Genomic DNA, 13,881 nt, shown 5'->3' with positions numbered 1-13,881 from the left:
CTCGGATTCGGATAGAACGACGGGGACACAGCACCACGGCTGTGCCCCCGCCAGGGTACGACGGATCGCGTCTAGCGCATACTCACTGGTCGCGGAAGCGCACGATCTTGACGAACTCGTCGGCGTCCAGCGAGGCACCGCCCACCAGGGCGCCGTCGATGTCGGCCTGTGCCATGATCTCGGCGACGTTGCCGGCCTTCACCGAGCCGCCGTACTGGATGCGGACCTGGTCGGCCAGCTCCTGGGAGTACAGCTCGGCGATCTTGGCGCGGATGGCGGCGCAGACCTCCTGGGCGTCCTCGGCGCCGCAGACCTTGCCGGTACCGATGGCCCAGACGGGCTCGTAGGCGATCACGATCGTCTCGGCCTGCTCGGCCGGGAGGTCCTTGAGACCGCCCTCGACCTGGGCGAGGGTGTGGGTGACGTGGTTGCCCGCCTCGCGGACGTCCAGCTCCTCACCGACGCACATGATCGGGGTCAGGCCGTGCTTGTAGGCGGCCTTGACCTTGGCGTTCACGACCTCGTCGGTCTCGTTGTGGTACTGGCGGCGCTCGGAGTGCCCGATGGCCACGTAGGTGCACTTCAGCTTGGCCAGCATCGGGCCCGAGATCTCGCCCGTGTAGGCGCCGGAGTCGTGCGCCGAGAGGTCCTGGGCGCCGTACTTGATCTTGAGCTTGTCGCCGTCGACCAGGGTCTGCACGGAGCGCAGGTCGGTGAAGGGCGGCAGGACGGCGACCTCGACGGCCTCGTAGTCCTTGTCGGCCAGGGCGAAGGCGAGCTTCTGGACGTGCGCGATGGCCTCGAGGTGGTTGAGGTTCATCTTCCAGTTGCCCGCCATCAGCGGCGTGCGCCCAGAAAAATTAGATGCAGCCATTGAGGTCAGTCCTCCAGTGCGGCGAGGCCGGGGAGCGTCTTGCCCTCGAGGTATTCGAGGGAGGCGCCGCCACCGGTCGAGATGTGGCCGAATGCCTTTTCGTCGAAGCCGAGCGTACGCACGGCCGCGGCGGAGTCACCGCCGCCGACGACGGTGAAGCCGTCCGATTCGACGAGGGCCTGGGCGACCGCCTTGGTGCCCTCGGCGTAGTCGGGGTGCTCGAAGACGCCCATGGGACCGTTCCAGAAGACGGTCCGGGCGTCGGCGAGCTTCGAGGCGTACAGCTCTCGGGTCTTGGGGCCGATGTCCAGCCCCTCCTGGTCGGCGGGGATCTTGTCCGCGTCGACCACGGTGTGCTCGGTGGGAGCCTTGGCCTTCAGGTCCGGGAATTCCGGGGAGACCACGACATCGACGGGGAGCAGCAGCTCGACGCCCTGCTTCTCCGCGCGCGCCATGTACTCGGTGACGGCCGGGACCTGGTCCTCCTGGAGGAGGGAGATGCCGACCTCGTAGCCCTTGGCCTTGAGGAAGGTGTAGGCCATGCCGCCGCCGATGAGCAGGCGGTCGGCCTTGCCGAGCAGTTCGTCGATGACGGCGAGCTTGTCGGAGACCTTGGCGCCACCGAGCGCGACGACGTAGGGGCGCTCGACGTCCTTGGTGAGCTTCTTCAGAACGCCGACCTCGGTGGCGATCAGGTAGCCGGCGTAGTGCGGCAGGCGGGCCGGGAGGTCGTAGACCGAGGCGTGCTTGCGGTGCACCGCGCCGAAGCCGTCACCGACGTAGACGTCGGCGAGGGCCGCGAGCCGGTCGGCGAACTCGCCGCGCTCGGTGTCGTCCTTGGAGGTCTCGCCGGCGTTGAAACGCAGGTTCTCGATGACCGCGACCTGGCCGGGCTGCAGGCCGTCCACGGCGTCGTGGGCGGCGGGGCCGACGGTGTCCTGGGCGAACGCGACCGGCGCGCCGAGGAGTTCGCCGAGCCGCTCGGCGGCGGGCAGCAGCGAGAAGGCGGGTTCCGGGGCACCCTTGGGGCGGCCCAGGTGCGAGGCGACGACCACCTTGGCGCCCGCCTCGGCAAGGGCCTTGACGGTGGGCAGGACGGCGCGGATGCGGCCGTCGTCGGTGATGACGCCGTCGGCGAGCGGGACGTTGAGGTCGGCACGGACGAAGACCCGCTTGCCGTCCACGCCCGCGGAGAGAAGTTCGTCGATGGTCTTCATGAGAGGGGACTCCTGAGGGCTCTTGTTCCTACGAGGGCCGATCTTCGCAGGTCGGCCGGGGCGGCCTGCACGCGCGTCAGGGCTCGGGCAGCGCGACGGTGCGCTGCCCGAGCCCTGCATGACGCATCAGCGGCCTGCTGCGGCCGATCAGAGCTGGTTGCCGACGAAGACCGTCAGGTCCACGAGACGGTTGGAGTAGCCCCACTCGTTGTCGTACCAACCGATGACCTTCACGTTCTTGCCCTCCTGGACCATGGTCAGGGAGGAGTCGAAGGTGCAGGACGCAGGGGCGTTGACGATGTCGGAGGAGACGATCGGGTCCTCGGTGTACTCCAGGATGCCCTTGAGCTCGCCCTCGGCGGCCTTCTGGAAGGCGGCGTTGATCTCTTCCTTGGTGACCTCGCGGCCGAGCTCCAGGACGAGGTCGGTGACCGAGCCGGTGGGGACCGGGACGCGCATGGCGATGCCGTCCAGCTTGCCCTTGAGCTGCGGGAGGACCAGGGCGGTGGCCTTGGCGGCACCGGTGGTGGTCGGGATGATGTTCTCGGCGGCGGCACGGGCGCGGCGCAGGTCCTTGTGCGGGAAGTCCAGGATGCGCTGGTCGTTCGTGTACGCGTGCACCGTGGTCATCAGACCCTTGACGATGCCGAAGTTCTCGTCGAGGACCTTCGCCATCGGCGCCACACAGTTGGTGGTGCAGGAGGCGTTGGAGATGACGTGGTGGTTGGCCGCGTCGTACTTGTCCTGGTTGACGCCCATCACGATGGTGATGTCCTCGCCGGAGGCCGGAGCCGAGATGAGGACCTTCTTGGCGCCGCCGGCGATGTGCTTCGCGGCGTCTTCCTTCTTCGTGAAGATGCCGGTCGACTCGATGACGATGTCGACGCCCAACTCGCCCCAGGGGATGTCGGCCGGGTTGCGCTCGGAGAGCACCTTGATGGTGTGACCGTCGACGGTGATGGTGTCGGCGGTGTGGGACACCTCCTGCTTCAGACGACCCAGGATGGTGTCGTACTTCAGCAGGTGAGCGGTGGTCGCGGTGTCACCCAGGTCGTTGACAGCCACAACCTCGATGTCGGCACCCTGCTCCAGCAGTGCGCGGAAGTAGTTACGCCCGATACGGCCGAAGCCGTTGATGCCTACGCGGATCGTCACGAACCGATCTCCTCGTTGGTACGCCGGCCATGCGGTGCCGGCGAGCTGTATTTGGGATGTCCCCGACCACCCCCGACCCTACCCCTCTGGGGACCCCGCGGTGACATCGAGATGCCGCATAAAAGGGCAGGCGGTCCGTACCGGCCAGTAGGGTACGGACCACCTCGGATCGGCGGTTGTTTTGCCAGTCTTTGTTACGTAATGCCGCCGCCCGTTGGCGCTCTTTTCACTCGTTCGTGAGCGGGTCGGCTCACCTGATGAGTGCCGTTTTCACGCACCGTTGAGTGGGGGCCCCGCTCACATGTTGAATACGGCCGTCTCATCTGTCGAGCGAGCCGAACGCCTTCCTCAGCAGGGCCGCCCGGTCGGCCGCCGACGGCACCTGTTCCAGACCGAAGCCGAGCAGAACGGTGTCCGCGGTGGTGACCGCTCCGTACGTCTGGAAGAGCGTTCCCGTGCGCGTCCAGTCCTTCAGGACCGCCGGACTGCCCGCGGGCGGTCCGGCCACCTTCCAGGCGCCCAGGGACGACTCGAAGCCCTCGGTCTCCTTCGCCGTGCCGCCGGCCACGAGCGAGGCGTCGTCGACGAGGACGCCGTGCCCGCCGCTGCCCGGGTCGGTGATGTAGCTGACCGAGATCTCGACGGACTTGCCGGCGTACGCGCTCAGGTCGAAGCTCACCTGCTGCCAGCCGCCGGAGCTGCCGGTGAGGCTGTGCCACGAACCGGTGGTGCCGGACGCGGTGCAGGCGTTGTCCGCGAGCGTGAGGTAGTGCCTGAGCCAGGGGTGCTCCCCGATCAGGAACCCGGCCCCGCACTCGGCCGGTACGGCCGTCTTCGTGGCGCCGCCGGCCTCCGGGAGGGTCGTCCAGTCGTCGGCGCCCACGGTGTGGGCCTCGACGACCGCGTGGTCGTAGCCGGGCTCGGTGTCCCACAACAGCCGGGCACGCAGGGCCGGCTGGTCGGCGGCGGTGACCCCGGTGAGGTCGATCGTGCGGGTGAGGCGCTTGTAGGCGTCGTCGGTGTGCAGGGCCGCGGCCATGTAAGAGCCGGAGTACGGGCCGTACGGGCTGACGGTCCCCGCGAACCGGCCCGCACCCGCGCTCTTGAACTGCGGGTACGCGGCGGCGGGCAGCTCGTCCGAGGTGACGCCGTAGGTGCCGGCCCTGTCGAGCGGATTGCCGGGCGCGTCACCGAGGGCGCCAGTGTAGCCGTCGAGGCCGCCGGAGCCGGTGAAGGCGGTGGCCCCCTTGGTCGACGTACGGCTGTAGGCGCCCAGGTAGTACTGGCTGAAGTCGTCCGAGAGGGTGCCGTCGCCGAGGTCGACGCTGCCACCGGCCAGCTCGCCGGCCTCGATCAGCCGGCCGCCCTCGTTGAGGTAGGCGCGCAGCTGGAGCTGGGTGGCGTTGGCCGGGCCCTTGGCGCCCGAGTAGTGCACGACGGTCCTGAAGTGCCCCAGCACGCCGAGCGCGTCGGGCGCGCCCTGGGTGGCGACGTCCCAGGCGATCGCCTTGTGCCCGGCCGCCTTCAGCGCGTCCACGTACGTATGCGCCTGCGTGGCGGCCGCGCCCTCCTCGGCGACGACGAGGGTGTCGGCCCTGGGCCGCTCGGCGACGGTGTAGGTGAAGTGGGAGCTGGAGACCTTCTTGCCGTTCCTGGTCTCGCCGGTGAACCACACCTCGACCTTGTCGCCCGGTTCGCCGTCCTGGACCTTGGCCCGGTACTCGTCGAAGTAGAGGTTGTCGTCGCCGCCGTAGGTCTCTCCGCCCTTCCAGTGCCTGAGCGTCTGGTCCCACGTACGGCCGCCGTTGACACGGTACTTGAGCTCCTTGTCGCGCACGGCCTTGCGGACGACGACCGAGACCTCCTGGTCCCGGCCCCGCGCGTACGACGTGGAGAACGCGGCCGGGGTGAAGTCGGCGGCGCTCAGGCCGACCGAGGAGACCGGCCGGTCGGGGTGAGCGGCGGTCTCGGCGACGGAGAGCGCGAACGGGACGTTCTTCTCGAACTCCTGCCGGATCAGCTTCTCGTCGTCGGGGAAGTTGAAGACCGACTGGCAGTCGTCCGGCTTCCAGGCGTCGTTCGGGTCGATGTTCGACGCGGTCTGACAGGTCGACATCTCGGGGGTGAACATCGCCATGCCGTTGACGTTCGAGGCGTGGCCGTCCGCTTCGCCGTTGGTGGTGTACAGCTCCGAGGAGACCTGCGAGCGGTAGCCCGGGATCGCCGGGTTGTCGGGCGTGCCGGCGAGCGACTTGTAGAGCACGTCGTCCGGGGTGGGTGTGGCGACCTGCCAGCCGACGCCGTAGAGAAGGAGTTCGGCGGCGGAGTGGTAGTTGATGCCGTAGGTGAATCCGATGCGCTTCTCGAAGGCGTCGAGGGCCTTGGTCTCCGGTTCGGACTCGGGGCTCGCGCCGCGGTAGGTCTGGCTGGTGGGGTTCGGGGACGAACCCTCGTCGTCGTAGCCCCACTTGTAGGGGAAGTTGCGGTTGAGGTCGACGCCGTCACCCGTGCTGATGACGCCGTCCCCGTTGACGTCCCGCAGGTTCTTGCGCCACAGGCGGGTGGTGGAGTCCTTGAACGTGTAGTCGTAGCCGTCGGGGTTGGCCGACAGGACGAACCACAGCTCGGTGGAGTCGACGATCTTCTTGATGCGCCGGTCCGTCCTGTAGTTGTCCAGGTAGTAGTGCATCAGACGCCGGGTCATCTCCGGCGTGATCCACTCGCGCGCGTGCTGGTTGGACATGTACAGCACAGCCGGTTTGGAGCCGTCCTTCGACTTCCGCGCGTTCCTGGTCAGTTTGAGCGCGAGGATGTCCTGGCCGTTGATCGTCTTCCCGATGGACTCGACCTTGGTGAGGCCGGGGTGCGCCTGCCCGGTCCGGACGATCTCCTGCTCCAGACCTCCGCTCCCGCCGTAGGGCCGGAACACGCCCTGGGCGGCGCCCTCGACGCGCGCCTCGGCCCTGGCCGAGAGGGCGCGCTCGGTCAGCCGGACGCCCTGCTTCTCGAGCTTCCTCGCCTGCTTGTCGGTGAGGTAGACCTCGACGGTGGTCTTCCCGTGCCCGGCCACCTGCTCGCCGAGTTCCTGGCCGTCCTGCCCGGCCTCGAGGAGCAGCGGAATCTGTTTCTGGGTGACGTCAGCTCGGAAGACCTTGACCGCGTCGGGGTCGGACGGGCCTGGACTTCCGCTCTGCGCCCGGGCGATGGGTGCAAGGCTCGCTCCCCCGATCAGGAGCGCGCCGACAGCGAGGATCGATCTCGCTCTGGGTCTCATGAACCCCCCTACCGGTGGTCCGCCACAGCGGCGAACAGGTTGCCAGGCTCATGTCACTTCATGATCGAGTCAAGGGCGCCTCATGGACACGCAAACGCCGGTGCCGATCACCCGAATGGACGTCGGCACCGGCGAGTTGACGGTGTTTCGGGTCAGCCCGCCAGGTTGTCCGCCAGCTCCTCGCTGAGGTTGGCCTCCGTGCTCGGAATGCCCAGATCGGCGGCGCGCTTGTCGGCCATCGCCAGCAGACGGCGGATCCGGCCGGCGACCGCGTCCTTGGTCAGCGGCGGGTCGGCGAGAGCGCCCAGCTCCTCCAGGGAGGCCTGCTTGTGCTCCATGCGCAGCCGGCCGGCGGCCGCGAGGTGCTCGGGCACCTCGTCGCCGAGGATCTCCAGGGCGCGCTGGACACGGGCACCGGCGGCCACGGCGGCACGGGCCGAGCGGCGCAGGTTGGCGTCGTCGAAGTTGGCGAGCCGGTTGGCGGTGGCCCGCACCTCGCGCCGCATCCGGCGCTCCTCCCAGGCCAGCACGGACTCGTGCGCCCCGAGCCGGGTCAGCAGGGCACCGATCGCGTCGCCGTCGCGTACGACGACCCGGTCCACCCCGCGCACCTCGCGGGCCTTCGCCGCGATGGACAGCCGACGTGCGGCGCCCACCAGCGCGAGCGCGGCCTCCGGGCCCGGGCAGGTCACCTCCAGGGAGGAGGAGCGGCCGGGCTCGGTCAGCGAGCCGTGCGCCAGGAAGGCCCCGCGCCAGGCCGCCTCCGCGTCACAGGTGGCCCCGGAGACCACCTGCGGGGGCAGGCCTCGGATCGGGCGGCCCCGGCCGTCGACCAGGCCGGTCTGGCGGGCCAGCTGGTCGCCGCCCGCGACCACGCGCACCACGTAGCGCGAGCCGCGGCGCAGGCCGCCGGGCGCCATCACGATCAGTTCCGAACTGTGGCCGAAGATCTCCAGGATGTCCCGCTTGAGCCGGCGGGCCGCCATCGCGGTGTCCAGCTCCGCCTCGATCACGATGCGCCCGCTCACCAGGTGGAGGCCGCCGGCGAACCGCAGAATGGCGGAGACCTCCGCCTTCCTGCAGCAGGTCCGGGTGACGGGGAGCCGGGAGATCTCGTCCTTCACCGCTGCCGTCATCGCCATGGGCCGATCCTTCCATGCATCCGAAAAATACGGTCGTACGCGGCGGCCAGCAGCTCCGGGTCGTGCCGGGGGCTGCCGTCGGTCCGGGCCACCGGCGCCAGCTCGACCGCGGCTCCCAGCCGCTTGGCGGCCTCGGTGAGCGAGTCGCGGTCGGGCACCGCGGCCTCGTCGGCCAGCACCACGTCCAGGGCGAGTTTAGGGGCGTGTCGCCCCAAAACCTCCAAATGACGCTGCGGGGAGAAGCCCTCGGTTTCTCCGGGCTGCGGGGCGAGGTTCAGGGACAGGACCTTGCGCGCCTTGGTCTCGGTGAGGGCGTCCAGCAACTCCGGGACGAGCAGGTGCGGGATGACCGAGGAGAACCAGGAACCGGGGCCGAGCACCGCCCAGTCCGCGTCCAGGACCGCCGCGACGGCCTCGGGGACGGCGGGCGGGTCGTGCGGCACGAGGTGCACGGACTGCACCTCACCGGGGGTGAGGGCGACGGTCGCCTGCCCGCGCACGGTGTCGACCTCTTCCGGGCGCTCCGGGTCGTGCCCCTTGACCAGGGCCTGCAGCTCCAGCGGCACGGCGGACATGGGCAGCACACGGCCGTGCGCGCCGAGCAGCTTGCCGACCAGGTCCAGGGCCTGGACGTGGTCGCCGAGCTGCTCCCACAGAGCCACGATCAACAGGTTGCCGACCGCGTGGCCGTGCATCTCGCCCTGGGACTGGAAGCGGTGCTGGATGACCCGGGCCCAGGTCTGGCCCCAGTCGTCGTCGCCGCACAGCGCGGCCAGGGCCTTGCGCAGATCGCCCGGGGGAAGCACTCCCAGCTCGTCGCGCAGGCGCCCGCTGGAGCCGCCGTCGTCGGCCACCGTGACGACGGCGGTGAGGTCGCCGGTGATCCGGCGCAGCGCGGCGAGCGAGGCGGACAGGCCCATGCCGCCGCCGAGGGCGACGACCTTGGGCTGGGCGCCGCGCCGACGGACCCGGCCGCCGCGGACCTCGACGGGGCGAGCCGCCCGCGCGTCGGTCGCGGCACGGCTCGAACGGCCCTCCGGCACCACCCGGCGCAGCCTGCTCAGCCGCGATGTACGTTCCGTCATTCCCGTCCCATGTCCCGGTGTACGAGCACCGTCTCCACGCCCTCGGCCGCGAGACGTGCGGCGAGCTTCTCCGACATCGCGACCGAGCGGTGCTTGCCGCCGGTGCAGCCGATGGCGATGGTCACATACCGCTTGCCCTCGCGCCGGTACCCGGCCGCGATGAGCCGCAGCAGCTCGGCATAGCGGTCGAGGAACTCCTTGGCGCCGGGCTGGTTGAAGACGTAGGCGGCGACCTCCTCGTTGAGGCCGGTGTACGGGCGCAGCTCCGGGACCCAGTGAGGGTTCGGCAGGAACCGCATGTCCGCGACCAGGTCGGCGTCGACCGGCAGGCCGTACTTGAAGCCGAAGGACATCACGGTCGCCCGCAGCTCGGGCTCCTCCTCGCCCGCGAACTGGGCGTCCATCTTGGCGCGCAGCTCGTGCACGTTGAGGCTGGAGGTGTCGATCACCAGGTCCGCGTCGCCGCGCAGCTCGCGCAGCAGCTCGCGCTCGGCGGCGATGCCGTCGACGATGCGGCCGTCGCCCTGGAGGGGGTGCGGACGGCGCACCGACTCGAAGCGGCGCACCAAGGCGTCGTCCGAGGACTCCAGGAAGACGATCCGGCGCGTGACGCCCCTGCTGTCGAGGTCGGCCAGGGACTCGCGCAGGTTGTCGAAGAACCTCCGCCCGCGGACGTCGACGACGACCGCGATCCGCGCCACGTTGCCCTGCGAGCGGGCACCCAGCTCCACCATGGTGGGGATCAGGGCGGGCGGCAGGTTGTCCACGACGAACCAGCCGAGGTCCTCCAGACACTTCGCGGCCGTCGACCGGCCCGCTCCGGACATGCCGGAGATGATCACCAGCTCGGGGATGGCCGCTTCGGGCGCCCCGGCCGGCGTGGCATCCGTACTCACCTGTGCTCCGTTTTCCTCAGCCGCCTGCTGCGGCTCCCCCGCGGCCGTCTGATCTCGGTCCGCTGTGGGCTGTGCGTCGTGCTCGGTCATCTCTCCTGCCCCCGTCGTTCGTCCGGGAGACCCGCGGACACGGGCTCCCCCGAGGAACCCGCCGTCGTATCGGGTTCCTCGTCATCAATGATCTCTCCGGTCGCCGTGTTCACGGCGGGTGCGGCCGGAGCCGCCCGGGCGAGGGCCGCTGCGATGGTCTCGGCCGTCTTCCGGCCTATCCCGGGCACCTCCTGGATCTGCTCGATTGTGGCCGACCGCAGCTTCTTCACCGAACCGAAATGCTTGATGAGCGCCTGCTTGCGGGTCTCGCCGAGGCCGGGCACATCGTCCAGGGGGCCGGCGCGGAAGCGTTTGGCGCGCTTGGTGCGCTGGTAGGTGATCGCGAAGCGGTGCGCCTCGTCGCGGACGCGCTGGAGCAGATAGAGGCCCTCGCTGGAACGGGGCAGGACCACCGGGTCGTCGTCGCCGGGCACCCAGACCTCCTCCAGGCGCTTGGCGAGACCGCATACGGCGATGTCGTCGATGCCCAGCTCGTCCAGCGCCCGCCGGGCCGCCGCGACCTGCGGCTGCCCGCCGTCGACCACGACGAGCTGCGGCGGGTAGGCGAACTTCCTCGGACGGCCGTCGTCGTCCTTGAGGGAGCTGGTGAGGGGATCGCCGTCACCGAGGACCGGCTCGCCGTCGGCCAGTGCTTCCTCGCCGTCGGCCCACTCCCCCGTCTTCTCCTTCTCGGCGAGATAGCGGCGGAAGCGGCGGGTGACGACCTCGTGCATGGAGCGGACGTCGTCCTGGCCGGCGAAGCCCTTGATCTGGAAGCGGCGGTACTCGCTCTTGCGCTGCAGGCCGTCCTCGAACACGACCATGGAGGCGACCACGTCGTCTCCCTGCAGGTGGGAGATGTCGTAGCACTCGATGCGCAGCGGGGCGCTGTCCAGGTCGAGGGCGTCGGCGATCTCCTCCAGCGCCCGGGAGCGCGTCGTCAGGTCGGAGGCGCGCTTGGTCTTGTGCAGGGCGAGGGCCTGCTGGGCGTTGCGCTCCACGGTCTCCATGAGCGCCTTCTTGTCGCCGCGCTGCGGGATGCGCAGCGAGACGTTCGCCCCGCGGCGGCCGGTCAGCCACTCCTGGACCGGCTCGACCGGCTCGGGCAGGGCCGGGACCAGGACCTCCTTGGGGACGGCGTCCCCGGTCTCCTCGCCGTACAGCTGCTGCAGGGCGTGCTCGACGAGGGCGCCGGTGGTGACCTCCTCGACCTTGTCGGTCACCCAGCCGCGCTGGCCGCGCACCCGGCCGCCGCGCACGTGGAAGATCTGGACGGCCGCCTCCAGCTCGTCCTCGGCGACGGCGATGAGGTCGGCGTCGGTCGCGTCGGCGAGCACGACCGCGTTCTTCTCCATGGCCTTCTTCAGGGCCTCGATGTCGTCGCGCAGGCGGGCGGCCCGCTCGTACTCCATCTCCTCGGCCGCCTCCATCATCTGCTTCTCCAGACGGCGGAGGTAGGTGCCGGTGCGGCCCGCCATGAAGTCGCAGAACTCCTCGGCCAGATCCTGGTGGTCCTCGGGGGTGATGCGGCCGACGCAGGGGGCGGAGCACTTGCCGATGTAGCCGAGCAGACACGGGCGGCCGGTGCGGGAGGCGTTCTTGAAGACGCCTGCCGAGCAGGTGCGCACCGGGAAGACCCGCAGCAGCAGGTCGACGGTGTCCCGGATGGCCCAGGCGTGGCCGTACGGGCCGAAGTACCTGACGCCCTTCTTCTTGTGACCCCGCATCACCTGGACGCGCGGGAACTCCTCGTTCATCGTCACCGCGAGGTACGGGTAGCTCTTGTCGTCGCGGTACTTGACGTTGAACCGGGGGTCGTACTCCTTGATCCAGGAGTACTCCAGCTGCAGCGCCTCGACCTCCGTGGACACCACGGTCCACTCCACGGACGCGGCGGTGGTCACCATCGTCCGGGTGCGCGGGTGCAGGTTCGCCAGGTCCTGGAAGTAGTTCGCCAGGCGCTGACGCAGGCTCTTCGCCTTTCCGACGTAGATCACCCGGCGGTGCTCGTCACGGAACCTGTACACCCCCGGGGAGTCCGGGATCTCACCCGGCCTGGGGCGGTAGCTGGAGGGGTCGGCCATGTCTCACACCCTACTGGCGAGCACCGACACCGCGTCGCGCCTGTGGACAACGCCCACCGGCGCGGATCCCCCGGTCAGCCCCGATCGGCGCGGTCCCCCACAGCACTGCCCCCGAGGGCCGCATTTCCGGCCATGCCGGTCCCTCCGAACCTGCCCGGCAGGGCACCCGGGGTGCACTCCTGCGGCCCGTGACGGCCCCGGCCCGCACACGTGGGGGGCGCGGCTCGGCCAGGAGTAGGCCGTGACCGGGTCGGAGGTGTTGTCGGGGTCTGGTCAACACGCTTCAATGCGGGGGAACTCGGGGCCGTGCACGCCGGCGTACGGACGCGGTGTGTGCGCACAGGGGCGTCTCCCGACGCCCACGGGGGTGGCCCCGCACACCTGCGCCAGCGGTCTGACCAGCCGTCGCGACACCTCACAGAAAGGCCCCTGTGCATGCGGCACGCCACAGAGCACGCGGACGTCCCCACCGCGGAACTGGACACGGCCCTGCGGGGCGGCCCCTTCCATGTGGCGCTGCGCGCCGCGATCGCCGCCCGCGGGCTGCCGCTCCAGCGTGTGCAGCACCATCTGTCGCGCCACGGGGTCAAGGTCGGTGTCACCAGCCTGAGTTACTGGCAGCAGGGCGCCCGCCGTCCGCAGCGCCCCGAGTCGCTGCGCGCCGTACGGGCCCTGGAGGAGATCCTCCAGCTGCCGGACGAGTCCCTGATCCGGCTGCTCACCGAGTCCGGCGAGCCCACCTCCGTCCGGCGCACCTCGGCCCGCTCCTACCGCTCCCTGATCGAGGCCTCCGACGCCCTGAACCGGCTCCAGGGCGACCTGGGCTGGTCCCTCGACGGCGGCCTGCACACCCTCGGCCACCACGAGCAAGTCCGGATCGGCGCCCGCCGCGAACTGGCCGGCCTCGAGTCCCACCACATCGTGCGGGCCCACCGCGACGGAGTCGACCGCTTCCTCGCCGTCCACCACGGCGACCCCGGCTGCAGCCCCCGCGCCATGGCGGTGCACGCCCTGGAGAACTGCCGGACCGGGCGCGTCCGCCTGGACCAGGAGACGGGTGTGCTGGTCGCCGAACTCCTCTTCGGCACCCGGCTGCGCGCCGGCGACACCTTCCTCTTCCGGTACGGCATCGAGGACGGCACGGCGGGGGTCTCGCGCGAGTACGTCCACGGGTTCGGCTTCCCTGGCGGCCAGTACGCGCTCCAGGTGCGCTTCGACCGGACCGTGCTGCCGACCCGCTGCCACCGCTTCGCCCAGCACTCTCCCGCGGCCCCGCGCAGCGGCCGCCACGAGCTCACGGTCAGCGGGCCGCACCACAGCGTCCACGTGGTCGAACCCCGGATACGTCCGGGCCTGGTCGGCATCGCCTGGGACTGGGAGTGACGCGGGGCCGGAACGCCCGGAGCCGGCGTGGCGGGAGCCGGGTGTAAGTACCTGAGCGCCGCTCGGCGGTGCGGGCCGGTCAGGCGCCCGGACCGGCGATGATCCTGCCGTTCGACGCCTTCACCGGCAGCTCGTTCAACGGCTCGGTGGCCGGCGTCTGGACCACCTTGCCCGTCACGGCGTCGAACTGGCTGCCGTGGCAGGGGCAGATCAGGGTCGTCCCCTGGAGCTTGTTGATGGGGCACCCCGCATGCGTGCAGATCGTGCTGTACGCCTTGAGGGCCCCGGTCCCGTCCCGGCTGACGACCACGTTGTGCTCGCGGTAGAGCTTCGCGCCGCCCTTGGCGACCTCGCTCTCGGCACCGAGGTCGACCGGCGCGGTCGGCGTCGCGTCCGCGGTGGTGCCACCCGGCGCCGAGCAGGCGGCCAGCCCGAGCCCTGCCACCGGGGCCACGGCGGCGCCTCGAAGGACGGTACGACGACTCGTGGACGGGCGGGCCGATCGGGCGGACATCAGGTCTCCACTGGTCAGGGGGTGTGCAGGCCGACGATACTCGGACGGAACGACCGGCTCCGGGGCGGGGGTGGCGAGTGGGGAGGAGATCGGATCCGGGCACGTAAACGTTTGCGTAAGCGTTTACGCGGAGGTGGTGGATGGGATACCTTCCCGGCGTCCGACAA

Annotated in this window: 10 protein-coding genes; 1 reads left to right on the top strand and 9 read right to left on the bottom strand. The window is 70.5% G+C overall.

Annotated elements, in window-relative coordinates; translation table 11 throughout:
• Positions 1 to 82: 82 nt before the first annotated feature.
• The 8 genes from tpiA to uvrC form a co-directional block, all read right to left on the bottom strand.
• Positions 83 to 838, bottom strand: a complete 756-nt coding sequence (gene tpiA, locus ACIRVH_RS20885; protein WP_403955760.1) for a triose-phosphate isomerase — start codon at positions 836 to 838, stop codon at positions 83 to 85.
• Between the two features lie 41 nt (positions 839 to 879).
• Positions 880 to 2,091: a phosphoglycerate kinase gene (locus tag ACIRVH_RS20880; RefSeq protein WP_403955341.1), complete on the bottom strand. Its 1,212-nt coding sequence runs from the start codon at positions 2,089 to 2,091 to the stop codon at positions 880 to 882.
• A 147-nt stretch (positions 2,092 to 2,238) separates the two neighbouring features.
• Positions 2,239 to 3,246 carry a type I glyceraldehyde-3-phosphate dehydrogenase gene (gap, locus tag ACIRVH_RS20875; RefSeq protein ID WP_403955339.1) on the bottom strand — a complete coding sequence of 336 codons (1,008 nt, stop codon included), beginning with the start codon at positions 3,244 to 3,246 and terminating at the stop codon, positions 2,239 to 2,241.
• Positions 3,247 to 3,565: 319 nt separating this feature from the next.
• Positions 3,566 to 6,520 carry a M14 family zinc carboxypeptidase gene (locus tag ACIRVH_RS20870; protein WP_403955337.1) on the bottom strand — a complete coding sequence of 985 codons (2,955 nt, stop codon included), beginning with the start codon at positions 6,518 to 6,520 and terminating at the stop codon, positions 3,566 to 3,568.
• Between the two features lie 152 nt (positions 6,521 to 6,672).
• Complete coding sequence (gene whiA, locus ACIRVH_RS20865; protein ID WP_071381536.1) at positions 6,673 to 7,662, bottom strand: DNA-binding protein WhiA; 990 nt, start codon at positions 7,660 to 7,662, stop codon at positions 6,673 to 6,675.
• Positions 7,653 to 8,747, bottom strand: coding sequence for a uridine diphosphate-N-acetylglucosamine-binding protein YvcK (gene yvcK / locus ACIRVH_RS20860; RefSeq protein ID WP_403955334.1), 1,095 nt, complete (start codon positions 8,745 to 8,747; stop codon positions 7,653 to 7,655). Before yvcK ends, whiA begins: the two co-directional genes overlap by 10 nt.
• On the bottom strand, positions 8,744 to 9,733 hold the full coding sequence (gene rapZ, locus ACIRVH_RS20855) for an RNase adapter RapZ (RefSeq protein ID WP_403955333.1): 990 nt from the start codon (positions 9,731 to 9,733) through the stop codon (positions 8,744 to 8,746). The genes yvcK and rapZ overlap by 4 nt, the downstream gene beginning before the upstream one ends.
• On the bottom strand, positions 9,730 to 11,817 hold the full coding sequence (uvrC, locus tag ACIRVH_RS20850; protein WP_403955330.1) for an excinuclease ABC subunit UvrC: 2,088 nt from the start codon (positions 11,815 to 11,817) through the stop codon (positions 9,730 to 9,732). Before uvrC ends, rapZ begins: the two co-directional genes overlap by 4 nt.
• 435 nt (positions 11,818 to 12,252) lie before the next feature.
• Between uvrC and ACIRVH_RS20845 the strand changes: the two genes are divergently transcribed.
• Positions 12,253 to 13,200 (top strand): hypothetical protein, encoded by a 948-nt coding sequence (locus tag ACIRVH_RS20845; protein WP_403955328.1) that lies wholly within the window; start codon positions 12,253 to 12,255, stop codon positions 13,198 to 13,200.
• A 79-nt stretch (positions 13,201 to 13,279) separates the two neighbouring features.
• On the opposite strand, the gene ACIRVH_RS20840 is transcribed toward ACIRVH_RS20845, so the two are convergent.
• On the bottom strand, positions 13,280 to 13,714 hold the full coding sequence (locus ACIRVH_RS20840; RefSeq protein ID WP_403955326.1) for a ubiquinol-cytochrome c reductase iron-sulfur subunit: 435 nt from the start codon (positions 13,712 to 13,714) through the stop codon (positions 13,280 to 13,282).
• Positions 13,715 to 13,881 lie beyond the last annotated feature (167 nt).

It is taken from the genome of Streptomyces sp. NPDC101165 (assembly GCF_044768135.1).
Classification (GTDB): domain Bacteria; phylum Actinomycetota; class Actinomycetes; order Streptomycetales; family Streptomycetaceae; genus Streptomyces.
This window is presented reverse-complemented; position numbering and strand designations above follow the sequence as displayed.

Excerpts from the sequence above, each read along its gene's own strand:
- ACIRVH_RS20845 (WP_403955328.1), top strand. The coding sequence starts at position 12,253 with ATGCGGCACGCCACAGAGCACGCGGACGTCCCCACCGCGGAACTGGAC.
- ACIRVH_RS20880 (WP_403955341.1), bottom strand. The coding sequence starts at position 2,091 with ATGAAGACCATCGACGAACTTCTCTCCGCGGGCGTGGACGGCAAGCGG.
- yvcK (WP_403955334.1), bottom strand. The coding sequence starts at position 8,747 with ATGACGGAACGTACATCGCGGCTGAGCAGGCTGCGCCGGGTGGTGCCG.
- whiA (WP_071381536.1), bottom strand. The coding sequence starts at position 7,662 with ATGGCGATGACGGCAGCGGTGAAGGACGAGATCTCCCGGCTCCCCGTC.
- rapZ (WP_403955333.1), bottom strand. The coding sequence starts at position 9,733 with ATGACCGAGCACGACGCACAGCCCACAGCGGACCGAGATCAGACGGCC.
- ACIRVH_RS20870 (WP_403955337.1), bottom strand. The coding sequence starts at position 6,520 with ATGAGACCCAGAGCGAGATCGATCCTCGCTGTCGGCGCGCTCCTGATC.
- tpiA (WP_403955760.1), bottom strand. The coding sequence starts at position 838 with ATGGCGGGCAACTGGAAGATGAACCTCAACCACCTCGAGGCCATCGCG.
- ACIRVH_RS20840 (WP_403955326.1), bottom strand. The coding sequence starts at position 13,714 with ATGTCCGCCCGATCGGCCCGCCCGTCCACGAGTCGTCGTACCGTCCTT.
- uvrC (WP_403955330.1), bottom strand. The coding sequence starts at position 11,817 with ATGGCCGACCCCTCCAGCTACCGCCCCAGGCCGGGTGAGATCCCGGAC.